We start from the raw sequence: 23757 nt of genomic DNA on the forward strand, positions 1-23757 counted from the left end.
AAAAAGGGCGAGAAAATCTCACCCTCAAACTATCGTTTTGAACATTAATCCTATTGCTGAAAGGTTGGTCTCCACCATTGCCTTTTTCCTCTTCGGATTAACAGGCGGAATTTAAACATTAATTTTCTAAAATCCACCAACTATTTTTCAGTACATTACCATTATTAAAATAGAAATTGCGGAATTTATGATTCCGCAATTTTTTTATTTTTTCTCTGAATCTCCTACAAATTCTAAACTTACAGAATTCATACAATATCTCGTTCCGGTTGGCGGCGGCCCGTCATTAAAAACATGGCCCAAATGCGAATCGCAGCGTTTGCAAACCACTTCTATTCTTTCCATCCCATGAGAGGAGTCCCGTTTGTAAGCGGTACCTTCTTTATCGGCTTCAAAAAAGCTTGGCCACCCACAGGTAGAAGAAAATTTAGCATCTGAACGGAAGAGATGGTTACCACAAACCGCGCAGTAATAGTCGCCCAACTCATCAAATTCGTTATATTTTCCGGTGAAGGGTCTTTCAGTATCGGCTTCGCGGGCGATAGCGTACAAATCCGGCGAAAGGATTTTTCTCCATTCAGAATTGGGAACATTCAGTTTCGTACGGTCGGTACGGGAATAATATGGATTGTTTTTTGTAGCAGAATTTTCCATTACTTCTTTATTTTGAGGTTGTTTTACCTGAGAACACATTTGCAGGGAAATGAGCATCAGCATCGAAATTATAATTTTCATTTTTTAAAAACTCATTTTTAAATTATTTAGTATTTAAAACGAATTTAGACTTCAAAATTAGTAAATTTGAAACAATGAACGACGAAGAAAAAAAAATACAGCTCCGAAAATACAAGACCTTTGCTACCGGACTTTTTGTTTTGATGGCGGTAATTTTTGTGGTGATGACGATTCTCGAAAAGAAAAATCCAGCTCACTGGATCGGCTACATCCGCGCTTTTTCCGAAGCAGCAATGGTTGGGGCTTTGGCCGACTGGTTCGCCGTTACCGCACTTTTTAATTATCCTTTAGGCCTTAAGATTCCGCACACGAATTTAATTGAAAACAGCAAGGAACGTATTGGGGATAATCTTGGGAATTTCGTGGTTTCTAACTTTCTTTCTCCCCAAAATATCCGTCCGTATATTCAGAAGCTCAAAATTTCTCACTTTGCCGGCGAATGGCTTTCGAAGCAGCGCAACCAGGAAAATCTGGTGAAGGAACTTTCGAATATCGTTTTGGATATCCTTCATAAACTAGACGATACAGCGGTGGTAAAATTTATTGGAAACAAGGCCAAGGAAATGTCCAACGACATAAAAATTAATCACATTTTAGGCAGCGGAATTGAGTATGTTCTCGATAAAAACGATCATCAAAGGATGATTACCGGTCTTTCAAAACAGATAAAAGATTACGTGCTGCAAAATCAGGAAATTGTGAAAAACCGTGTAAAGAAGGAAAGTTTCTTCCTGATTCCTAAATTTGTAGACGACACCATTGCCGAAAAAATCACTAACGGACTTTCGTCTTTCTTTGAGGAAGTAGAAAACGATCAAAACCACTCTTTACGAAGTGAAATTACCCAGAAACTGTACGCTTTTTCGCATGAAATACAAACCGAAGAAAAATGGGCCGAAGAATTTCGCGGGATTAAAGATGATTTCCTGAACGAAGAAAAACTACAACAATACTCAAAAGACATCTGGGATTCCATTAAAAAATCACTGTCAAAAGAACTGGAAGAAGAACATTCAGCCCTTAAGAATTATATCAAAAAAAATCTGACGGAACTTTCTCAGAATTTAAAAGATGATGAAAATTTCCAGAATAAAATCGATCACTGGGTACGCGTCACCTCATATAAGTACATCCTGAAAAACACGCACCAGGCGGCCAATCTCATCAGTTCAACGGTTGGAAACTGGCAAGGCCGTGACCTCAGCAGAAAACTGGAACTTGAAGTAGGGAAAGACCTGCAGTTTATCCGCGTGAATGGCACTTTGGTCGGTGGTTTGGTGGGTTTGATTATTTATACCGTCGCGAATTTTTTCTTATAATCGGTGAGCGTTTTAACCGCTTTCAAACACCTTTTTGCAGGAGTTTTTTGTTGATATCCCGAATCAGTTCAGGTCCTTCATAGATAAATCCGGTGTAGAGCTGGATTAAACTTGCGCCCGCTGCCAGTTTTTCGAGTGCATCTTCCGCAGAATGAATTCCGCCAACACCGATTATGGGAAAAGCCTTTCCGCTTTTTTCGGAAAGAAAACGGATGATTTCCGTGGAACGTTTTGCTAAAGGTTTTCCTGAAAGTCCTCCCGTTTCTTTTTGATTTTCTGAAATCAGATGTTCTCTTGAAAGCGTAGTGTTTGTGGCAATAACGCCTGCGATTTTCGTGTCTTTTACAATGTCGATGATATCCAAAAGTTGTTCGTCTGTAAGATCAGGAGCGATTTTCAGTAGAATCGGTTTTTGTTTTTCTTTTTTGGAATTGAGTTCCTGAAGTTGACTTAAAAGTTTCGTTAAAGGTTCTTTTTCCTGTAAAGCACGGAGATTTGGTGTATTAGGCGAACTCACATTTACCACGAAATAATCAACGTACGGGAAAAGTTTTTCGAAACAGATGATATAATCGTTCACCGCTTCTTCGTTCGGCGTCACCTTATTTTTACCGATATTTCCGCCAATCAGTACGTTTTTATTTTTCTTTAATCTTTCTACCGCCGCGTCTAATCCGCCATTATTGAAACCCATGCGGTTGATGATGGCAGAATCTTCTTTTAGGCGGAACAATCTTTTTTTAGGATTTCCATCCTGCGGTTTTGGGGTTAAAGTTCCGATTTCAATAAAACCAAATCCAAGATCTGACAGTTCGCTGAACATTTTCGCATCTTTATCAAAACCTGCAGCCAACCCAACCGGATTTTTAAATTTGAGGCCGAAAACTTCACGTTCCAATCTTTTGTCTTCAATAGGTTTCGGAAAAAACAATTTGGTGAGGAATCCGAAATTTTTAAGAAGATTAAAAGTGAAATAATGTACTTCTTCAGGATCGAATTTAAAAAGAATAGGGCGGATGAGGCTTTTATACATTTGTAAAATGGGGTTTCACAAATTTACAATTTTCTGGCGAATTTTATTACTCTCACAATATTTTGAATACATTTGCTTTTCTATTTGGAGAAAATGTGGAACAACAGACTCAATACCATTTCATTTTATACAAGTTTCATTGCCTTCGGTCTGATGATTGTAGAAGCTGGATTTTATACAGAACTCCTGTACCGGTCGCAAGTAATTTTCTTTTATGATGTAAGTTTTCTGCTTACCATCTTCAACATCTTGTATTATAACATGTATAAGAAAAATGCAGCCACCCGGAAACTTTGGCCGCTGGAAATCCTAATCATTCTGCTGGTCATTCTATATTACGCTGCGCGGCTGGAATATAATTTCTTCGATTCCCGAAATCTGCGGTTGGTGAACCAAAGACTGCTGTATCTGTTGATTACGCTTTGTTTTATCAGAGATTTTTCGTGTTTGCATATCAATTTTAAAAGAACATTTATCAATCCTGCGCAGCTGTTTATTTCGAGTTTTATTGGAATTATTTTCCTGGGAACCGCAATGCTCCTCATGCCGAATGCAACTACAAAGGGAATAACAGTGCTCGATGCGCTCTTCACTTCTACCAGCGCTGTATGTGTAACAGGTTTGGTGACGCTTGATACCGCCAAAGATTTTACCGTGTTCGGGAAGATTATCATCCTTGCTCTGATACAGACCGGCGGGTTGGGAATTATGACTTTTGCGAGTTATTTCAGCTATTTTTTCCGGGGCGATTCGTCGTTTGAAAACCAGATCAGCATCAGCGAAATGACAAGTTCAGATAAACTGGGCGATGTTTTCAATACTTTAAAACGGGTTTTGGTGATCACCGTAACCGTAGAACTGGTGGGAGCTGCACTTATTTACCTCTCTCTGGACCTGAGCCTTCTGGGCAACTCCATTAACAATGGAATTATGTTTTCGGTTTTTCATGCTATATCTGCCTTCTGTAATGCTGGATTTTCAACACTTTCAGGCGGTTTAAGCGAACCCGGCTACGAACTTAACTACGCGTTACATGTCGTTATCGCATTCCTTTTTATATTCGGCGGACTTGGTTTTCCGATTGTGTATAATGTCTACAAATACATCCGCCATCTGTTCCAGAATATACTGCTGTCTAAAATAACAAAAGAAAAATACCGGTACACGCCATGGGTCATCAACATCAATAGCAGAATTATTTTGATCACCACTGCGATTCTCTTAGTTGTGGGAACTGTTTTAATTTATTTGTTTGAAAAGGATGGTTCTCTGAAAAACCACACGTATTTCGGGACTGTTGTAGAAGCCTTTTTCATCTCAGCATCTAACCGGACCGCAGGCTTCAACACTGTAAATATGGTGAGTTTAAGCGGCCCCACGATGATGATCTGCTTACTGCTGATGTGGATCGGAGCCTCGCCTGCATCTACCGGTGGTGGTATTAAAACAACAACATTTGCGATCGCCATCCTTAACATCATCGCATTTGCCAGAGGCAAAAACAGAACAGAAGTGTACCGCAGAGAAATCAGTGATAATTCAGTAAAACGCGCTTTTGCGATAATTGCGCTTTCTTTGATGATTATTGGGATTGCCATTTTTCTTCTCGTCCTCACAGAAAAAGATAAAGACCTGATGAGTCTGGCTTTCGAAGTATTTTCAGCCTATTCAACCGTTGGGTTAAGTTTGAATTTAACGCCCACCCTTACGCCGGCAGGCAAAATCATCATCATAGTGGTAATGTTTATCGGGAGAGTAAGTATGTTATCGCTGCTCATCGCTCTTGTAAAAAGGGAAAGGTATTTCAATTACCGATATCCGAAAGAGGAAATTATGATCAATTAAAAAGACATCAACATGAAATATATCGTCATAGGATTAGGAAATTTCGGACTTGCGCTGGCCGAAAAACTTACAAAACTCGGCAACGAAGTGATCGGTGTCGACAGCTCAATGACTAAAGTAGAATCGGTGAAAGAAAAAATTTCGCACGCCATTTGTCTTGATGCGACCGATGAATATACGATGGGCGGACTTCCGTACAAAGACACTGATGTGGTCGTAATCGCAATCGGAGAGAATACCGGTGCAAATATCATGGCAACCGCCATCATCAAAAAGCTACACCCAAACCGAATCATCAGCCGCGCCATCGATCCGCTCCACGAAACGATTCTGGAAGCCATGGACATTCACACAATTATTCATCCCGAAGAGGAAACCGCAGAGAAATGGGCGAAAAAACTTTCCCTGAAGGGGTTGGTTGAATCTTTCGAACTCAGCGGTAAATACAGTATTGTGGAAATCCGCCTCCCGCAGAAATTTGTTGGGAAATCTCCGGTAGAGATCGAATTCCGGGCAAAATATAATCTGGTTCTGGTAACAGTCATCAAAATTCTGGCCGAGAAAAGCATCTTCGGGAAAGTGAAACGGGTCAATGAGGTACAAGGTGTTGTGAACAACGAAACGCCGCTTGAAAAAGGAGATATTCTGGTGTTATACGGAGACAATGATGATATTAAAACTTTCATTAGAGAAAGTAGCAGCGAAGAATAATATCATTCTTTAGGTCTATTTGACATCAGTTAATGAACAAATTTGGAAGCATTCGTGCTAAACAGAAAAATAATTTTATTTTAGCAAGAAAAAATTTTACATTAAGAAAATTCTATTATTGAGTTCCCTAATCTGCTTTCAGACCGCCTTTTCTCAAGTGACAATGACCGGAAACAAACTTGAAAAAGACGGGCAAACCTACAAGATGTTGCAATATCAGGACGTATTTAGAAAACCCGAGGCAGCTTCTTATTTCAAGAATGCAAGGACTAACAATACGGTCGGAAGTATTTTTGCTTACACTGGAGGTTTCAGTTTAGGATTCGGATTGTCTGCAGTTTTATTTGGTCCTAAAAAACAAGTTTATGGCAGCTATGACAGTCATATGAAGTGAAAGCAGATAAAAAGTGTTGCTTGGTTAGTGACGGGAATTGGAGTAGTTCTTATTGGAATCGGAATCCCATTCGCTATTGCGGCTAACAAAAATGCCAAAAAAGCGTTGGAAATTGAAAACGGAGGAGCAACCGCTTTCAAACCTTATTTCAGAGTAGAAACTGCCGGAACCGGAATGGCTTTAAGCTACAATTTAAAAAAAATATTATCCTTAAAAATAGGCGGAATTTTCTTCCGTCTTTTTGTTTTTAATCCGGATCTCCATAGCCCTGATCGCAGCGGCATCCTTTTGCGGAGCGAAGCGCAGCAAAAGATATAGCGGAGAGCAGGTTCCCGGCTTCTGAAAATTAGAATAAAATTCCCTATTTTTGCACAAATACTTAAAAACGATGGCTAAACAGGAAGATGTTTTCAAAAAACTGATTTCACATGCGAAAGAATATGGTTTTATTTTTCCTTCGAGTGAGATCTACGACGGACTTTCAGCGATTTACGATTACGGACAGAACGGTGCGGAACTGAAAAACAACATCAAACAATATTGGTGGAAAGCAATGGTGCAGATGAATGAAAATATTGTGGGAATTGATTCTGCAATTTTCATGCATCCCACAATCTGGAAAGCTTCCGGGCACGTTGACGCCTTCAATGATCCTTTGATCGACAATAAAGACTCGAAAAAACGTTTCAGAGCCGATGTTTTGCTGGAAGACTACTGTGCGAAACTCGAAGAAAAAGCTCAGAAAGAAATCGACAAAGCAGCCAAAAGATTCGGTGACGCTTTCGATAAAAATGAGTTTGAAACCACGAATGCACGTGTTTTAGAATACCGAGAAAAGCAGAAAACCATTCTTTCCAGAATGGCAAAATCTCTTGATAATAATGATCTTGCCGATGTAAAAGCTTTGATCGAGGAACTCGAAATTGCCGATCCTGACACCGGTTCAAAAAATTGGACCGATGTTCGTCAGTTCAACTTGATGTTCGGAACCAAACTGGGTGCTTCCGCAGATTCAGCAACCGATTTATACCTGAGACCTGAAACTGCACAAGGAATTTTTGTGAATTTCCTGAATGTGCAAAAAACTTCCCGCCACAAATTGCCTTTCGGGATTGCCCAGATTGGTAAAGCCTTCAGAAATGAAATCGTTGCAAGACAGTTTATTTTCAGAATGCGTGAATTCGAACAGATGGAAATGCAGTTTTTTGTTCCACCGGGTACCGAACTTGGTTTCTACGAAGAATGGAAACAGAAACGGCTCAACTGGCATTTGGCTTTAGGTTTAGGCGCAGAAAATTATAAATTCCATGATCACGAAAAACTGGCTCACTATGCGAATGCAGCTGCAGATATTGAATTCAAATTCCCGTTTGGATTTAAAGAGCTGGAAGGGATTCACTCCAGAACCGATTTTGATCTGAAAGCCCACGAAAAATTCTCAGGCAGAAAACTGCAGTATTTCGATTCGGAAAGAAACGAGAATTACATTCCTTATGTGGTAGAAACTTCTGTTGGTTTAGACCGATTATTTTTAGCGATTTTCTCCAATTCACTGAAAGAGGAAGTTCTGGAAGATGGTTCGGAAAGAACAGTGCTTTCGCTTCCGCCAGCTTTGGCTCCGGTAAAAGCAGCAATTCTTCCATTGATGAAAAAAGACGGACTCGGCGAATATGGTGAGAAAATCTTCAACGATCTGAAATACGATTTTAACGTTATTTATGAAGACAAAGACAGTATCGGAAAACGTTACAGACGTCAGGATGCGATCGGTACGCCGTTCTGTATCACAGTTGATCACGATTCTTTGGTGGATCATACAGTCACTTTAAGAGACCGCGATACCATGAAGCAGGAAAGAGTTCCGGTGGCAGATTTACGAAGAATCATCGATGAGAAAACTAATTTCAGAAACTTGCTTTCTAAGATTTAAGTTTAAAAAACATATTAAATTGAAGTTCCGGATGCGCTCCGGAACTTTTTTGTTATTTAATCTTAAATTTGTAATTAAAGTTTAAATAATGTTTTGGAAAATTATAAAAGGAATCCTGGTGTTTTTCGCTTTGCTGATCGCACTTTCCTATTCATTTGGCTACGACTATCTTTTCAACGGAATCCGCCAGACTTATTTTCGCGGAGAATCAGGTGCTACAATTCACGACGGGAAATATTTTCCGTCACATACCATCGCCAAGGGAAACACATCGCTCTGGGAAAAAGATGTGCTTTACAATAAAAAGCCTTTATCTAAAGCTTTAGTGGAAGATCTTAAAAACACTGAAACCGCATCTTTTTTAATCATTAAAGACGGAAAACTTCTTCACGAAGAATATTGGGATGGCTACTCCGCAAATTCCAAAAGCAATTCTTTTTCCATGGCGAAAGCCGTAACGGTGTTGCTGCTGGGCAAAGCCTTGGAAGAAAAAAAAATCAGCAGTTTACACCAGCGTTATTCAGATTTTTATGAAAACTATAAAAATGTAGAATTCGGGAAAGATTTAACGGTCGGTGATCTTGCAAAAATGGAGGCCGGACTGAACTGGACTGAAGATTACGGCAATCCTTTCCTTCAGAACGCAAAAGCCTATTACGGAAAATCTCTGGAAGAAACTGTGCTGCTGCGCAGCTTTAGAAAACAGCCAGGAACAGAATTCGAATACCAAAGCGGCGCAACGCAGCTTCTTGGTTTTGCTCTGAGAAAATCCCTCAACCAACCTCTCGCCCAATACGCCTCTGAAAAACTTTGGAGACCTTTGGGAATGGAAGAAAACGCAGATTGGAGCACCGATGAATTCGGGATGGAAAAAACTTTTTGCTGCATTCACTCTACTTCGCGGGATTTTGCAAAACTCGGACAGCTGTTCCTGAATGATGGAAAAACAGGCAATCACCAGATCATCAGTTCGCAATTTTTAAATGAGATGAAAACGCCCACGAAACTTTCGAAAGAAGCTTACGGAATGGGACTTTGGATAAATAATGACAGTGATTTAAAACATTATTATTTTTGGGGATTATACGGGCAATACATCATCATCGTTCCGGAAAAAAACATGGTCATCGTAAGAACAGGAATGTATAAAGACCAACCAAAAGACGCCAAAGGAAGACCCGAACAGGCAGCATTCTTAGTAAATCAAGTGGCCACTCATTATTAACACAATCAATCAGAATACATAGTTTTCAAATATAATTTCCGTAAATTTGAAGCATTCTAAATAAGTAAAATGTTCGATTTACAAAATATTCGCAGCCAGTTTCCTGTCCTTTCCCAACAAGTTAACGGAAAACCCTTGGTTTATCTCGACAATGCTGCCACTTCGCAGAAACCGTTATCGGTACTGAATTCTTGGGAAAAATATTATCAGGAGATCAATGCGAATGTTCATCGCGGAATTCACACTTTAAGTCAATTGGCGACCGAGGAAATGGAGCTTTCTAGGAGAAAAGTCCAAAAATTCATCAATGCAAAAAACGATTTCGAAGTCATTTTCACCAAAGGAACGACGGAAGGAATCAACCTCATCGCCTATTCTTTGACGAATTTAATTAAAGAAAACGACGAAATCATCATTTCTTATTTGGAGCACCACTCGAATATCGTTCCATGGCAAATGCTCTGCGAAAGAACGGGCGCAAAATTGAAAGTAATTCCGATTGATGAAAACGGGATTCTGCAACTGGATTTCTTAGATGAAAACCTCAGCGAAAGAACAAAAATTGTCTCTGTAAATCAGGTTTCCAACGCGTTGGGAATTGTAAATCCCATTGAAGAGATTATTGCAAAAACACGCGAAAATTCTGACGCTATTATTGTAATCGATGGAGCACAATCTGCACCACATTTCAATATAGATGTTCAGAAAATGGATTGCGATTTTTTCGTTTTTTCGGGGCATAAAATGTACGCCCCGATGGGGACCGGCATTTTGTACGGAAAAGAAGAAATTCTGAGGAAAATTCAACCTTTCCACGGTGGTGGAGAAATGATTGCAACGTGTTCATTCGAGAAAACAACCTATGCCGATCTGCCTTTCCGTTTTGAAGCCGGAACCCCGAATGTTGGCGGAAATATTGCGTTGGGAGCGGCCGTAGATTTCATTGAAAATATTGGCCATGAACAACTTCAGAACCATGAAAACGCCTTGCTCGAGTACGCTCAGACGAAGCTTCTGGAAATTGAAGGTTTAAAAATTTATGGCGAAAAGGCCCACAGAACCGGCGTTGTTTCTTTCAATCTGGAAGGAATTGGCATTTCTTCGGATGTTGGAATGATTCTCGACAAGTTGGGAATTGCGGTGAGAACCGGCCATCATTGTACGCAACCGATTATGAATTTCTTCAATATCGCAGGAACAGTGCGTGCGAGTTTTGCGGTTTACAACACATTTGAAGAAATTGATATTCTTTTTGAAGGGGTGAAAAAAGCGCAAAAAATGTTGGGTTAAATCTTAGTTTTCCAAGATTTGTTTTGCCGCTTCTTTTGTTTTTACTTTTTCAATAACGCGAACGCATATTCCGTTTTCATCGAAAATAAAAGTGGTACGAACAATTCCCATGAATTCTCTACCCATGAATTTTTTGAGTTGCCAAACGCCAAATTTTTCTATGACATCCCGGTTTTCATCGGCAAGTAGCGGATATTGGAAGCCAAATTTTTCATGAAATTTTTTCTGATTTTTCACAGGATCTGCCGAAACGCCTAATAATTGAAAACCTTCTTTTTTCAGTTTTGAAAAATGATTATTTAGATCGCAGGCTTCCGCGGTGCAACCCGGTGTATTGGCTTTTGGATAAAAGAATATCACAAGTTTCTTTCCTGAGAAATCCTGGGATTTTACGGTTTCACCATCTTGATTTACACTTACAAATTCGGGCAGTTGATCACCAACTTTCAACATAATGTTTAATTTTGCTCAAATTTAAAGCTAAAATGACAAAAAAGCAAAGAGCCGAAACCGTGTTGACGGAACTCGAAAAATTATATCCGGAAGTTCCGATTCCTTTGGATCATAGCGATCCTTACACGCTTTTAGTCGCGGTAGCTCTTTCGGCCCAAACAACTGATAAAAAGGTAAACCAAATTACTCCAAAATTATTTGAAGTTGCCGGAGATCCCTTTAGAATGAAGGATTTAGAAGTTGACGAGATTAAATATTTAATTAAAGAAATAGGACTGGCAAATAACAAGGCGAAAAACCTTAAAAAAATGGCAGAACTCCTGGTAGAAAGACATAACGGAGAAGTTCCGAAAACTTTTGAGGAATTGGAAGCGCTTCCCGGAGTTGGCCACAAAACTGCGTCGGTGGTGATGAGCCAAGCTTTCGGCATACCTGCTTTTCCGGTGGATACGCATATTCACAGGTTGATGAAACAGTGGAAACTGACCTCAGGTAAAAATGTGGTGGAAACAGAGCATGATGCCAAAAAGCTTTTCCCAAAAGAAGTCTGGAACCGCCTTCACCTTCAGATCATTTTTTACGGCCGCGAATATTCGCCGGCCAGAGGAAATCAGGATAAAGATTTTTTAACGAAAATGTTGCTCGAAAAATAAAGGTTAGTTTTTCAAAAGATGCTTCACTTTGGTTACCAGATCATCAATTCAAAAAATTTGGTAAGAAAATTATCTACGCCAATGATTTCTTTTTCCGCATCGTATCGTCTCGACACATTCCTATAGTAATGGGCAACTAATTAATCATAAACGATAACCTAAATTATTTTACTTAAATAGGATCGTTTATTTGAAAATATTTTAATATTAATTACTGTTTTTTTGCCCAGAGTTGCATTTTTCGGTCCAGAACATCCAGTGGCAGACAGCCCTGATTGAGCACTTCATCATGAAATTTCGCTAAACTGAATTTACTGCCAAGTTCCTGCTGATACTGATCGCGAAGTTCGCGGATCTTGAGTGCGCCGATTTTATAGCTCAGCGCCTGTCCCGGCATTGCCATATATCGCTCTATTTCGGCAGTTGCCGCAGCTTCATCATACGAAATGTTGCTCAGGAAATATTTGATGGCTTCTTCCCGGTTCATGGTTCCGGTGTGTAGTCCGGTATCTACCACAAGCCGTACTGCGCGAAGCATTTCATCGCTCAGTGAACCCATTTTCTGGTAAGGATCTGTATAAAGCCCAAATTCTTTCCCAAGCGACTCACAATACAGCGCCCAGCCTTCACCATAAGCACCAAACCAGCCAAAACGCATGAATTTCGGCAGCGTCGTGTTTTCCTGCTGCAGCGAAATCTGGTAATGGTGACCCGGGATTGCTTCGTGCAGGAAAAGGGATTCCATTCCTGAAGTCACATTAAACTTCGCCGGATCAGGAATGGGAATATAAAAAATTCCTGGTCTTTTTCCGTCCGGAGTTCCCACAACGTATTCTGCACTTGCACTCGCTTCCCGAAATTTTTCGGTTTGCCGGATTTCGAAAGCAGTTTTTGGTGTCACGGTAAACATGGTTTTCAGTTTCGGTGTAATTTTCTTCAAAATAGCGTTGAATCCGTCTAAAACTTCCTGACTTGTTTTATAAGGAAAAGCCTTCGGGTCAGTTTTTACATGAGCGATAAATTCATCCAAACTGCCGCTGAACTTTACCTGCTGTTTTACTTTTTCCATCTCAGCGCGGATACCTGCCACCTGCTCTAATCCGATTTTATTGATTTCTTCAGGTGTTTTCCCGGTAGTCGTCCAGCTTTTTACATAGTACGAATAAATTTCTTTTCCTTTTGGCAACGCGTTGATTCCGTCTGAATTTCTGGCTTTAGGCAAATACTCTTTTTCCAGATAATCTCCCATTTTCGTGTAGGCCGGAATGATTTTCTTTGATATCAACTCCTTAAATAACACGGTAAATTTTTCTTTCTGAGCATCGGTAAAGTTTTTCGGGAAATTTTTAACCGGACCGTAAAAGATATTTTTTTCGAAATCGGGCGTTACAATTTCTTCGGCACGCATCTGCGGAATCATTTTTACGACCAGTTTCTTTGGCAGCACATAATTGTTGGCCGTTCCTTCGCGGAAGTTTTCGATCGCGGTATCCATCCAAACCGGAAATTTTTCGGCTCTCTTCAGCCAGTCTTCGTAATCTTTTTCAGTTTTAAAAGGCTGACTTCCCTGCCCGCTGCCCAGTAAAGGAAAATCCAGCGGAAGTCCGGAAAACTGGCTGAAAGGAATATATTCCGGGTGATAAGCATAGCGCTCAATTTTATCTTTCAGCGTATAATCCAGCACATCATAAGTCGTTTTATCTTCGTCGCTTAAGGCTTCATAATCTACCTTTTTCATCTGGTTCTGTACGGTATTGTAAAACGATATTTCACCGGAAATAAAATCTTTATCGATATTCACCGGCAACTGGTCATTGTACCTTAAGTCTCCCTGCGCGGTGGCTTCTAGCGGATAAAGCTTCAGATACTGCTCATAATAATTGGCGGCAATAGAATCTATTTCCAGCGGAGTTTCTTTGGTTAGCGGAGAATCCGATTTCTTGCAGGAAGCTAAACCTGCCGACAGACCAATGATGAGAAGTATGCGGCGAAAAATTTTGTTCATTTCTAATCTTTTAAGAATTGCTAAATTATAGTATTTTGTTTAAAAATTTCTATTCAAAAAACCATTTCAAAGGTAAATTCAAAAAAGAAACAAATAATTTTGCGCAATCAATCAATTTTTTATCTTTGTTGGGTTGGATCACAAACAATTAATTAACACTATTTTCTTAAAGAAATGAAAGGGATTTTAAAAATCTACCATCCTGAAGAAACCCTTAAATACCACCTCAAAAGCACTTACTGCAAAGCGGTTTACAGCAACAAACAACATTTTCTGGAAATTGAGATCATTACAGATGATTCTTTGGATCATGTAGATGATGATTCCCTGCAATATCCGTTTCCACAGATGTCTCTGAAAATTTTCGATTTTCTTATCGATGAAGACGAACTTAACGGGAAAACCTTTGTGATAAATGATACTGAAGACGAAACTTATACCGAAGTAGATCTTTTCGACGATGAGGATGCCTATCTTTACGATAACGAATTGAAGTTCGACACCGACGCAAACGGCGAACTGCAGTTGTACTGGAAGGGAAACATCGATGATTTCTATACCGGATCCGATGAACCGATCCCTTTCAAACTCAAATGTCATTTCAAGGAAGATGAAATTATCGTAGAAGAAGACTAAACTTTACCGCAGTCTTTTTTAATTTAATCTTCTATTCATCGGCTTTTTTACAATATTATTTTAAAATTGCCGTTCAACTCTATAATCAAGAATTAAAAAATGTTTTTACAAACTCCTACCCAAGTTATTAATACCACGACCGAAAAACATGTCTTCTCGCTTTGGGAAATCCTTTTCAGCGGCGGACTGCTCGGCAACATCATTATGGTTTTAATATTCCTGCTGGGGATTCTCGCGCTTTATATATTTCTCGAAAGATATTTTTTTATTAAAAGAGCATCAAAGGAAACTCCGAATTTCCTGGAAAACATTAAAGATTTCGTACAGGACGGTAAAATACAGACTGCGGTAGATTACTGCAGAACCATCGACTCGCCTGAAGCAAGGATGATCGAAAAGGGTCTGGCAAGAATCGGAAGACCCATTTCAGACATTTCGAATGCGATGCAGAACCAGGGTCAACTGGAGGTTTCAAAACTCGAGAAAAACCTGAATATCCTGGCTTCCGCTTCCGGAGCAGCACCAATGCTTGGGTTTTTGGGAACCGTTGTCGGGATGATCATGGCATTTTTCGAAATTTCAAATGTTACCGGTGCGGTGAGTCCAAAACTTTTAGCATCCGGAATTTATACCGCAATGGCAACTACCGCAGTTGGGTTATTTGTGGGAATTCCTGCTTATTTCTTCTATAATATTTTGGTAACCAACGTTGACAGACTTGTGTTAAAAATCCAGACCCATGTGAACGAGTTTCTTGATGCCCTAAATAAACCGCTTTAATGGAACTGAAACGCAGAAACAGAGTAAATGCCGAATTCAGCATGGCGTCGATGACAGATATAATTTTTCTGTTGTTGATATTTTTCATGATCACCAGTTCCGCCATCAGCCAAAGCGCCATCGATGTGAAACTTCCGAAAGCGGATGCTACAAATCCCAGCGTTCAGGATCCTTCAACCGTAACTATTAAGGAAGATGGCAAATATTTTGTAAACGATAGGGAAATCCCGAAAGAAGAGCTGGAAAATGTTTTGGTAACTGCCCTGAAAGACGTTCCCAATCCATCATTCACCATTCGGGCCGACGAAAACACCAAACACAAAGATGTGGTTTTTGTAATGGGAATTGCAGAAACGCACAAGTTTAATTTAGCGATTGCCACCACTCAGGAAAATTAATGAATTACACCTTACAACATAAGAAAGCCGAAGAAAGAGACAGAAGGAACAGTGCAGTGATTACCTTCATCATCTCATTGTTGGTTTTTCTTGGAATATTCTTTTATAAATTTACCAAAATCACCGAAAAACCTGAGGAAATCACCACAATGCTCATTAATTTCGGCGATAACCAAAACGGTGCTGAGGCCGAAGAACCCGCAAATCAGGACGGAAGCTTAGCCGCAAATACAGAAATCGCAAACCCCGAACCTGTAAAGGAAGTAATTGCTGAAACCAAACCCGAGCCCAAACCAGCCGTTACAAAACCTGTAATAAAAGAAAAAATTCTTACCGGAAGCAACACCAAAGTCTCTGTCCCGAAAACTGAAAAAGCGACAAAACCGGCACCGGCAAAAACCTCTGCCACCAAGGCTTCGACACCCAATTCCACCACAGGAGCCGGCGACGGAAAAGGTACAGCTGCCATCGGAAATCTGATTAAAGGCCGTGGAACAAAGACCGGCACACAAGGCACCAACGGAACTGCAGGAAACCAAGGCGATCCATTGGGCGGCGACGGAGAGGGCGACAGTAAAATAGGCGTCGACAGAAACCTTATCGGTTTTATTCCCGGAACCATGGGTCGTGGCGGTGCGCAACCTTCGCACAACTGCTCCGCAAGCGGCACCATTAGTATTGCCTACACCGTCGATAAAGCCGGAAATGTAATTTCTGCCCGCAGATCCGGCGGTATTTCCGATCCCTGTATTTCCTCTACATCCGTGTCGTGGGTGAAAAAATATGTAAAGGCAGAAAAAGCCTCCACCTCATCTACAGGCACTTACCGCATAACTTTTTAATTTTTATTGGGCGCATATTTCCCGCTTTCACTACTCGCTTCCGCTGTCGCGGAGAGCTCAGACATGCCGTTCAATCGGGAGCGCGGGCAGATAATAGCAACGAAACCCGGCATGTTGAACACCGAAATTTAACCTCAAAATTTCCTGAATTCCAAAAACTTTAATCAAATTTGCACCATGACAAACCAAGCATATCAGGAAGCCGTTGAATGGCTTTTTGTACAGGCCCCGAATTACCAGATCGATGGAAAAAAAGCCTATAAACCGGGCCTCGGAAACATCACAAAACTCTGCGCATTCTTCGGAAACCCACAGGACAAAATAAAAACCATCCACATTGGCGGAACCAACGGCAAGGGCTCTTCCAGCAACATGCTCGCTTCAGTCCTTCAGGAGTCGGGTTATAAAGTAGGAATTTACAATTCGCCCCACCTCATCGATTTCACCGAAAGAATTAAGGTAAACGGCCAAAACTGCGACAGGGAATTTGTTTATAATTTCATACAAAAGCTAAAAAACCTGCCCGCAGACATCCGCCCTTCCTTTTTCGAATTCACCACCATCATGGCTTTCGAATATTTTGCACAGCAAAACGTAGATTTCGCCATTATTGAAGTAGGTCTCGGCGGCAGATTAGATTCTACCAATATCATACATCCTTTGGTTTCAGCCATCACCAATGTTGCGCTGGACCATCAGAATATCCTGGGAAACACGGTGGAAGAAATCGCGACAGAAAAAGCAGGAATTATCAAACAAAACACGCCAATCATCAGTGGTGACGACGAGGAAACTGTAAAATCAATCATCAGAAAAAGAGCAGAAGAAAACAGCTCGGAATGGATTGATGCCACTTTAATCGAAGCATCTTTACCTTCAGATTTAAAGGGAAATTATCAGCAGAAGAATACTAAGGTGATGGTTGCACTTGTTGAAGCATTGAGGAATTTAGGGCTGATAATTCCACAGGAAAAGGTAGAAAAAGGCTTGTTGAATGTTCAGAAAAACACCGGTTTTATCGGCCGCTGGTTCGAGTTCTCCAACGATCCACAGATAATTTGCGACACCGCCCATAACCAGGCAGGTTTGGAAGAGGTTTTTGCTCAGCTCAATTCCATCCCGAAGTTCAAACATATTGTTCTTGGTTTCGTAAAAGACAAAAAAATTGATGAAGTTTTAAAGATTCTTCCGGAGAATGCCTCCTTCTATTTTGTCAAACCTTACCTCAACCGGGGTCTTCATCCCAGTTTTTATGAAGATGAACTGAAAAAAGCGAAAATTTTTTATAAAATTTTTGATCACGTCAACGATGCATATCTTTCTGCAAAACAGAATATTAAAAACGGAGAAATGATTTTTATCGGCGGAAGTAACTTTGTAGTGGGAGAATTTCTTGAAAAAAATTTGCAGAAATAAAAAAAGCTTGTATATTTGCAACACCAAAAACAAGGGTTCTTAGCTCAGTTGGTTCAGAGCATCTGGTTTACACCCAGAGGGTCGGGGGTTCGAATCCCTCAGGACCCACACTTGTAAAAGCTTCACAGAAATGTGAAGCTTTTTTTGTACTATAAACTTAGTGTTTATAGGGGCTGGTGGGAATAGCCAATTCTTTAAAATATATTGACTCTCCTATTAATCTTAAAAAAGTATACCTTTTTAGGTTACTTTTTAGGTTACATACTTTTTTTCCAGGTTACACACTCAAACCCCTATTAAACCTATGAAACTATCTATTTTATTCCTCCTAAGAAGGAACAGTATTAACGCAAAAGGCATATGTCCTATAGAGTGTAGAATAACACTAGATAAACAAAGAAAACCTTTTGCTACAGGATTATTTATAAATCCTGATCATTGGAATGCTAAAAAACAGAAAGCCATTCCCTCTACTAGAGATAATTCCCAAATAAGTACTCAACTGAGCTTGATTAAACAAGAAATTAATCAGGCTTTTTTATTCCTGCAGGTACAAGGCAGGGAATTTAATGCAGAAGATATTTACATGCATTATAAAGGTGAAAACATTAAAGATGATAAATCAATAATGGAAATATTCAATCTGCATATTGCAAAGCAGGAAAAGCTGATTGGCATCTCTACCACCAAAGGATCTGTAGCTAAATTCTATCAGACCAAAACTCATGTGAAAAATTATATCTTCTGGAAATTTAAGAAACATGATTACATGTTAAATAAAATGAAAATGTCTTTTATTACAGAATTTGAATACTATCTAAAAGCAGAAAAACAGTTTGAGCAGAACACCATCCATAAAACCCTTCAGAGGCTTAAACAGATGGTTAAATTAGCTGTAGGATTAGATTTTCTTGCAAAAGACCCTTTCCTACTCCATAAGAACAAAAGACCTAAGAAACAGGTGGTTTTCTTAAGTGAGGAAGAACTTGCAAAGATTGACCAGCATGAGTTTGCATCCCAGAGACTTCAACAGGTAGCAGACATGTTTATTTTCTGTTGTTATACTGGTCTGGCATTTTTGGAAATGTCTACTTTAGAAAGGAAACATATAATTATTGGCTCTGATAAAAAGAAATGGATCAGTATTACGAGGCAAAAGACCAATAAGAAATATGAAATCCCTCTCCTAAAGAAAGCTGAAATGATCTTACAGAAATATGAAGGCGGAGAAAAACTCTTACCAAAAATTTCCAATCAACGTTTTAACTCTTACTTAAAGGAGATTGCTGAGATTGTAGGGATTCAGAAAAACCTCACCCATCACATAGCCAGAAAAACTTTTGCATCAACCATACTGCTGTATAATGATGTCCCCATGGAAATTGTATCTGAACTTTTAGGACATTCTGAAATGAGCATTACACAGAATCATTATGCCAAGGTGGTTAAAGCAAAGCTATCTGAAAGCATGACCAAAGTGGAGAAATTATTAAAATAATTCCATATATGGCATATAGCAGAAAGCAGTATTGAAGTATCTTTTACAGATTTAATACTGCTTGTTATGCTTATAAATGAAAATTTTAATGGGTTTCCCATTGACTACTTTAAACTTGAACCAGTTGACTTTATTGAACCTTTAGGTTTTGAAAATCCTGAACTTGCGAATGCTTATACTGCAAGGGAACTCACCTTAAAAACTAAGGATATTCTTACACTGGATGATGATGGTTACATCAGAGATTCATTAGAGCAGCAATTAAACCTTGAAGAATTAAATACAACAGTGGTAAACTGTGCTGTTGGACAAGGTAAAACATCATCTCTATTAAGAATTATTAAGGATTATTCTCAGCAGCATCAGGATGTATATTTTGTATTTGCAGTACCTTTTGTAAGTCTTATTTCACAGTATGAAAGAGATCTTATAAGACTGGGAGTTGATGAAAGTGAAATATTTAACTATGAAAAAATTGGAAAGAGCGATGAAGAAGGCGGTTTAGACTATATGAATTCTAGAAAAAGATTTCACATTGTTACGATTAACACCTTATTAGGTAATCCAGGTGAAACTGCTCCCCTACAATCTGAAGCAAAACATAACTATATCAAAGATTTCTCTCAGTTACTTGAAGTAAACAATAAGAAATCAATATTTATTTATGATGAGATTCATGATGGCATAAAAAATTTCAGCAAGATTGGGGAAGCTCATTTATGGTATTTTGCCCGCTCTATTAGAAAGAATGTGATATTAAGTGCAACTTATAATGTGCAGTCTATTGAGGTTATTAAAATGCTAATTAAACTCACGGACAACAAGTTACAGATTCTTGAATCCGAGAGAAGAGTGTGCAGACAACAAAGCCAGCTATATCTCCATTTTGATACTATTTATAGTTCTAGAAATCTTGGTTCAATGACAGAGGTTGTAAGAAGGCTTGTAGAAGATGGTAAAAATATTGACATTCTCTCTTACAGTAAAAAATTATGTAAGAAAATTCAGGAAAACGATAACCCATTAGGTAATATTTTAAGAGAAAGATTTGGAGACCTTAGAGACTGTACGTCAAATCTTGAAGCCAACCAGGTTACTGATGATGAAGATCCAAGTGTCAACAGGTATGATAATGAATACTGCAATATTGGAACAAACTTTAAATCCGGGGTGAGCATTGAAAAAGAAAACCATGCCTTTATTATCATTCTTCCTACAGATTCTGGCACACCATATGGTGCACTGAATGGAATTTTTTCTGATGGAGTAAATTCAGTAATTCAAGCTGTTGCAAGGCAGAGGAATCCTGGAGAAATTCACATTTTCCTTAGACCTCCCCTTTGGATGAACGCTGATTACTTTATAGGTATGACCCAGGAGCAAAAAGCAGTTCTAAATAGTACAATAGAGGGTGTAGGTAAAAACCCTGCTTTAATTGAAGTAAGGAATAATATCACTATTCCAAGAGTTCAGTACATTCCCTTTTCTCAACACATCACTCTGGTAAAAGAGAAGTGGAGCACTCAAATTAGAAGGCTGCTTATCCCATACAGTTACAACATGAATTTGGAACTTCCTGCGCTGGATAACTACATAATGACTGAATCTGAGAAAATTCTTACGATTCAGTACTTTTTAGGAAAAAACATTGCGAGCTTTGTTACCTACAGTGCTTTTACAAATCAGTTCTATAATGCAAGGTTAGCCGGATTTAATATTCCTTTTGGTATTGCTGATACAGGAATAGATGATGAAGAATTACAAAGTTTTTTTGAAGAAAAGCTGAGCCTCCTCTTAACAGATGAGTCATGGGTAGATTCATCTATTAAAGATAAATATTCAAGAATGAGAAATCTGGTAATGCAGAATCTTTCAGCTTCTGTAAATGATTATCAGAAATCTGCAATTAGATATAAAATTATTGAATTCTTACTTTTAAGATATGACAATAGATTTAGTGAAACCGTAAAACCTTCTCTAAAATATTTGAATTTGCAGTACAATAATGGTCAAGGCAACGGTCAAATCGAAGCTAAACTAAGTTACTACGTAAGGAAAGTACTTAATACCATCGAAACATCGGCAAGAGGAGACATTCAATATTTCAAATCATACCGCACTATAGAATTATTTGAAGGAGAAAAAGAAGAATTATGGCTATTCATAGAGGATATAAAACAGCAAAATCCTGCATTGAAGCTAAACCTAATGAACTTCTTTAGAACTGCAACCCGAGATAACATTGGTAAGAAGTTTTATGAATACATCATAGAAGCTGGTTTTCAAACAGAGGAATACAGACCACGAGTTAATTGCAGACAACAAAATTTTAAAAAGATAGTCCAATCATTTTTGAGCACAAATTTGTAACGGACTATATATATAATGACACAAAATAGCACTCAGCACTCTTACTAAGGGTGCTTTTTTTATACCCTAACCCCAAAAACAAATTTTATGAATCTAAGAAAATCAGAAAGAAAACAGGCCAGAATAAAAATGGCACTGCAAGGTCCTTCAGGATCTGGAAAGACAATGAGTTCTCTGCTAATGGCTAAAGGGCTATCAGGTGGAGATTTATCTAAAGTAGCCATCATTGACACAGAAAATGGCAGTGCAGATCTGTATGCACATTTAGGAGAGTACAATGTAATCTCTCTTACACCACCTTTTACACCAGAAAACTACATTAAGGCTTTAGATATCTGCGAAAATGCAGGTATGGAAGTGATCATCATTGACTCTATTTCACATGAATGGGATGAGCTGTTAGATTTCCACTCCAAATTAGCAGGTAACAGCTTTACCAATTGGGCTAAAGTTACCCCAAGGCAAAAGGCTTTTGTTGATAGAATTCTACATTGTAAGAGCCATGTCATTGCCACCATGAGAACCAAACAGGATTATGTCCTGAATCAGAAAGATGGTAAGATGATACCTGAGAAGGTTGGTCTTAAGTCTGTTCAGAGAGATGGTATGGACTATGAGTTCACCCTCGTTTTTGATGTGGATATCAAGCATTTTGCTACTGCATCAAAGGACAGAACTGGTCTCTTTATGGGTAAGCCTGAATTCGTAATCAGTGAGAAAACTGGTAGAGAGATTTTAGACTGGTGTATGGAGGGAAAACCTATTGACTCTCCTAGAACTAAGGATGGTATTCCAAGGATCAGTGCGGAGGAAGCTTTTAGAGACACTCCAGATGAAAGATTGGAAAGACAGTTTACTACAAATCTGAATGTATCAGAGAAGGTAGTGTATGAATCAATTCAAGCCTGCAGAACCATTCAAGAATTACTTTCCATTTATAAGCAATTTCCAGAGTATCAGGAAAGCCTGAGACTGGATTATGAGGCTAAAAAGTCTCTCTTAATAAATAATAACCCTAATACACATTTACAGAATGGAAGATCAAAAATTCAGTAATATTAGTCCTTTAAGAGAGTCTGAAATCTCTGAAATTCAATCTTTCCCAAGGTTAAGATCAGTGCGGGACATTTTTCTGGAGGATAAAGATGATGACTCTATCATCACTTCTATTAGAGATGATAATGATCCGGAAAAAGCGGTAATTACTAAAGATATGATACCTTTTTCATTTACTAGAGAGAAGGAAATTGAACCCATCAACTCTAATAAAGTATCATTATCAACAGACAACCCTTTTATTATCGCTAATACAGTAGATGTTACTTTACCTCATCTGCAGAATGAATGCATAATTCCAGTATTCAGTAAGGACAATGAAAAGACCATAGCACATCAGGAATTCATTGAAACAGTTATGAATGCTATTAGTAAGGAATTTTATTATCAGAGTATTTCAATGCCTGAAATTAGAGTTTCCCATCAGATCAAAGGCAGGACACCAGATGCAATCCATTTAAATGTGAAGGATTTACTTGAACACCAGAAAACCATCTATTATGAGAGAATGGCCTTTCTGATCAAGATACCTGGAATAACCAGTAACATCAATGGGAATGAACTCTCTTTGTGTTTAGGAGGAGTAAGAAGTTACAACCAACAGAATCTTTACAGTACGAAATCTCTTGAGAAATTTAAGTTCTTCATAGGTTTTCAAAACAAGGTCTGCATGAACCTATGTGTTTGCAGTGATGGATATGTAGAAGATTTAAGAGCCTCCAATACTTTCGAAATTCAGAATAAAGTGCTGCAGGTAATGCAGAACTACAATGCTGAATTACATTTAAGAGAGATGAAGGAGTTAACCCATGATCATCTTACAGAACATCAGTTTGCACAGCTTATTGGTAAGTCCAGGCTATACCAGTATTTACCTAAGGCTGATAAGAAGATAATCCCAGAACTTATGTTTACTGACAGCCATGTTAACACGATGGCTAAAGATTACTATGAGGATCAAAACTTCTGTAGGAGTTCTGATGGCAGTATAAAACTGTGGGATGTATTTAACCTCTTTACACAAGCTAATAAATCATCCTATATTGACACTTTCCTGGATAGGAATCTGAATGCTTTTGACTTTACCAGAGGCCTTCAGAAAACTCTCAATGGTGATTCAGATTATCATTGGTTTTTGAGTTAACAGTAAGCCCTGCTTCGTAGCGGG

Annotated in this window: 22 protein-coding genes and 1 tRNA gene; 19 read left to right on the forward strand and 4 right to left on the reverse strand. The window is 38.9% G+C overall.

Annotated elements, in window-relative coordinates:
* Positions 1-204: 204 nt before the first annotated feature.
* The gene (msrB, locus tag OK344_RS05030; protein ID WP_088468308.1) at positions 205-735 is read right to left on the reverse strand and encodes a peptide-methionine (R)-S-oxide reductase MsrB; all 531 of its coding nucleotides are present in this window, start codon (positions 733-735) and stop codon (positions 205-207) included.
* Between the two features lie 74 nt (positions 736-809).
* On the opposite strand from msrB, the gene OK344_RS05035 reads away from it, so the two are divergent.
* The gene (locus tag OK344_RS05035; RefSeq protein ID WP_265143751.1) at positions 810-2054 is read left to right on the forward strand and encodes a DUF445 domain-containing protein; all 1245 of its coding nucleotides are present in this window, start codon (positions 810-812) and stop codon (positions 2052-2054) included.
* Positions 2055-2076: 22 nt separating this feature from the next.
* Here the strand turns inward: OK344_RS05035 and OK344_RS05040 are convergent, their stop codons facing one another.
* Positions 2077-3087 carry a quinone-dependent dihydroorotate dehydrogenase gene (locus tag OK344_RS05040; protein ID WP_265143752.1) on the reverse strand — a complete coding sequence of 337 codons (1011 nt, stop codon included), beginning with the start codon at positions 3085-3087 and terminating at the stop codon, positions 2077-2079.
* Between the two features lie 93 nt (positions 3088-3180).
* On the opposite strand from OK344_RS05040, the gene OK344_RS05045 reads away from it, so the two are divergent.
* The 7 genes from OK344_RS05045 (at position 3181) to OK344_RS05075 (ending at position 10482) form a co-directional block, all read left to right on the forward strand.
* Entirely contained in the window at positions 3181-4932 is a 1752-nt protein-coding gene (locus OK344_RS05045) for a TrkH family potassium uptake protein (protein ID WP_265143753.1), read from the forward strand.
* 12 nt (positions 4933-4944) lie between these two features.
* Positions 4945-5643 carry a potassium channel family protein gene (locus OK344_RS05050; RefSeq protein WP_265143754.1) on the forward strand — a complete coding sequence of 233 codons (699 nt, stop codon included), beginning with the start codon at positions 4945-4947 and terminating at the stop codon, positions 5641-5643.
* 118 nt (positions 5644-5761) lie between these two features.
* Positions 5762-6037, forward strand: a complete 276-nt coding sequence (locus tag OK344_RS05055; protein ID WP_265143755.1) for a hypothetical protein — start codon at positions 5762-5764, stop codon at positions 6035-6037.
* 27 nt (positions 6038-6064) lie between these two features.
* The gene (locus OK344_RS05060) at positions 6065-6355 is read left to right on the forward strand and encodes a hypothetical protein (RefSeq protein WP_265143756.1); all 291 of its coding nucleotides are present in this window, start codon (positions 6065-6067) and stop codon (positions 6353-6355) included.
* A 70-nt stretch (positions 6356-6425) separates the two neighbouring features.
* Positions 6426-7967 (forward strand): glycine--tRNA ligase, encoded by a 1542-nt coding sequence (locus OK344_RS05065; RefSeq protein WP_265143757.1) that lies wholly within the window; start codon positions 6426-6428, stop codon positions 7965-7967.
* A gap of 88 nt (positions 7968-8055) precedes the next feature.
* Positions 8056-9192, forward strand: coding sequence for a serine hydrolase domain-containing protein (locus OK344_RS05070; protein ID WP_265143758.1), 1137 nt, complete (start codon positions 8056-8058; stop codon positions 9190-9192).
* Positions 9193-9261: 69 nt separating this feature from the next.
* Positions 9262-10482 (forward strand): aminotransferase class V-fold PLP-dependent enzyme, encoded by a 1221-nt coding sequence (locus OK344_RS05075; RefSeq protein ID WP_265143759.1) that lies wholly within the window; start codon positions 9262-9264, stop codon positions 10480-10482.
* 3 nt (positions 10483-10485) lie between these two features.
* On the opposite strand, the gene bcp is transcribed toward OK344_RS05075, so the two are convergent.
* Positions 10486-10935, reverse strand: a complete 450-nt coding sequence (bcp, locus tag OK344_RS05080) for a thioredoxin-dependent thiol peroxidase (RefSeq protein WP_265143760.1) — start codon at positions 10933-10935, stop codon at positions 10486-10488.
* A gap of 32 nt (positions 10936-10967) precedes the next feature.
* Here bcp and nth point away from each other — a divergent pair, with 32 nt between their 5' ends.
* Positions 10968-11588 (forward strand): endonuclease III, encoded by a 621-nt coding sequence (gene nth, locus OK344_RS05085; RefSeq protein ID WP_265143761.1) that lies wholly within the window; start codon positions 10968-10970, stop codon positions 11586-11588.
* 211 nt (positions 11589-11799) lie between these two features.
* On the opposite strand, the gene OK344_RS05090 is transcribed toward nth, so the two are convergent.
* Positions 11800-13593, reverse strand: a complete 1794-nt coding sequence (locus tag OK344_RS05090) for a DUF885 domain-containing protein (RefSeq protein ID WP_265143762.1) — start codon at positions 13591-13593, stop codon at positions 11800-11802.
* Positions 13594-13767: 174 nt separating this feature from the next.
* Here OK344_RS05090 and OK344_RS05095 point away from each other — a divergent pair, with 174 nt between their 5' ends.
* From OK344_RS05095 to OK344_RS05140, 10 genes are all read left to right on the forward strand, one after another.
* Complete coding sequence (locus tag OK344_RS05095; RefSeq protein ID WP_088468317.1) at positions 13768-14229, forward strand: hypothetical protein; 462 nt, start codon at positions 13768-13770, stop codon at positions 14227-14229.
* A 99-nt stretch (positions 14230-14328) separates the two neighbouring features.
* Positions 14329-15009, forward strand: a complete 681-nt coding sequence (locus tag OK344_RS05100) for a MotA/TolQ/ExbB proton channel family protein (protein ID WP_088468318.1) — start codon at positions 14329-14331, stop codon at positions 15007-15009.
* Complete coding sequence (locus tag OK344_RS05105) at positions 15009-15407, forward strand: ExbD/TolR family protein (RefSeq protein ID WP_265143763.1); 399 nt, start codon at positions 15009-15011, stop codon at positions 15405-15407. Before OK344_RS05100 ends, OK344_RS05105 begins: the two co-directional genes overlap by 1 nt.
* On the forward strand, positions 15407-16249 hold the full coding sequence (locus OK344_RS05110; RefSeq protein ID WP_265143764.1) for an energy transducer TonB: 843 nt from the start codon (positions 15407-15409) through the stop codon (positions 16247-16249). Before OK344_RS05105 ends, OK344_RS05110 begins: the two co-directional genes overlap by 1 nt.
* Before the next feature lie 177 nt (positions 16250-16426).
* Positions 16427-17665: a bifunctional folylpolyglutamate synthase/dihydrofolate synthase gene (locus OK344_RS05115; protein WP_265143765.1), complete on the forward strand. Its 1239-nt coding sequence runs from the start codon at positions 16427-16429 to the stop codon at positions 17663-17665.
* 33 nt (positions 17666-17698) lie between these two features.
* Positions 17699-17773 (forward strand) — tRNA-Val (locus tag OK344_RS05120).
* A gap of 196 nt (positions 17774-17969) precedes the next feature.
* Positions 17970-19163, forward strand: a complete 1194-nt coding sequence (locus OK344_RS05125; RefSeq protein ID WP_265143766.1) for a site-specific integrase — start codon at positions 17970-17972, stop codon at positions 19161-19163.
* Positions 19164-19229: 66 nt separating this feature from the next.
* Entirely contained in the window at positions 19230-21533 is a 2304-nt protein-coding gene (locus OK344_RS05130; RefSeq protein WP_265143767.1) for a DEAD/DEAH box helicase family protein, read from the forward strand.
* Positions 21534-21620: 87 nt separating this feature from the next.
* Positions 21621-22589 carry an ATP-binding protein gene (locus OK344_RS05135; RefSeq protein WP_265143769.1) on the forward strand — a complete coding sequence of 323 codons (969 nt, stop codon included), beginning with the start codon at positions 21621-21623 and terminating at the stop codon, positions 22587-22589.
* Positions 22567-23733, forward strand: a complete 1167-nt coding sequence (locus OK344_RS05140) for a DUF3871 family protein (RefSeq protein ID WP_265143770.1) — start codon at positions 22567-22569, stop codon at positions 23731-23733. Before OK344_RS05135 ends, OK344_RS05140 begins: the two co-directional genes overlap by 23 nt.
* The last annotated feature ends 24 nt before the right edge of the window (positions 23734-23757 follow it).

It is taken from the genome of Kaistella yananensis, assembly GCF_026107505.2.
Classification (GTDB): domain Bacteria; phylum Bacteroidota; class Bacteroidia; order Flavobacteriales; family Weeksellaceae; genus Kaistella; species Kaistella yananensis.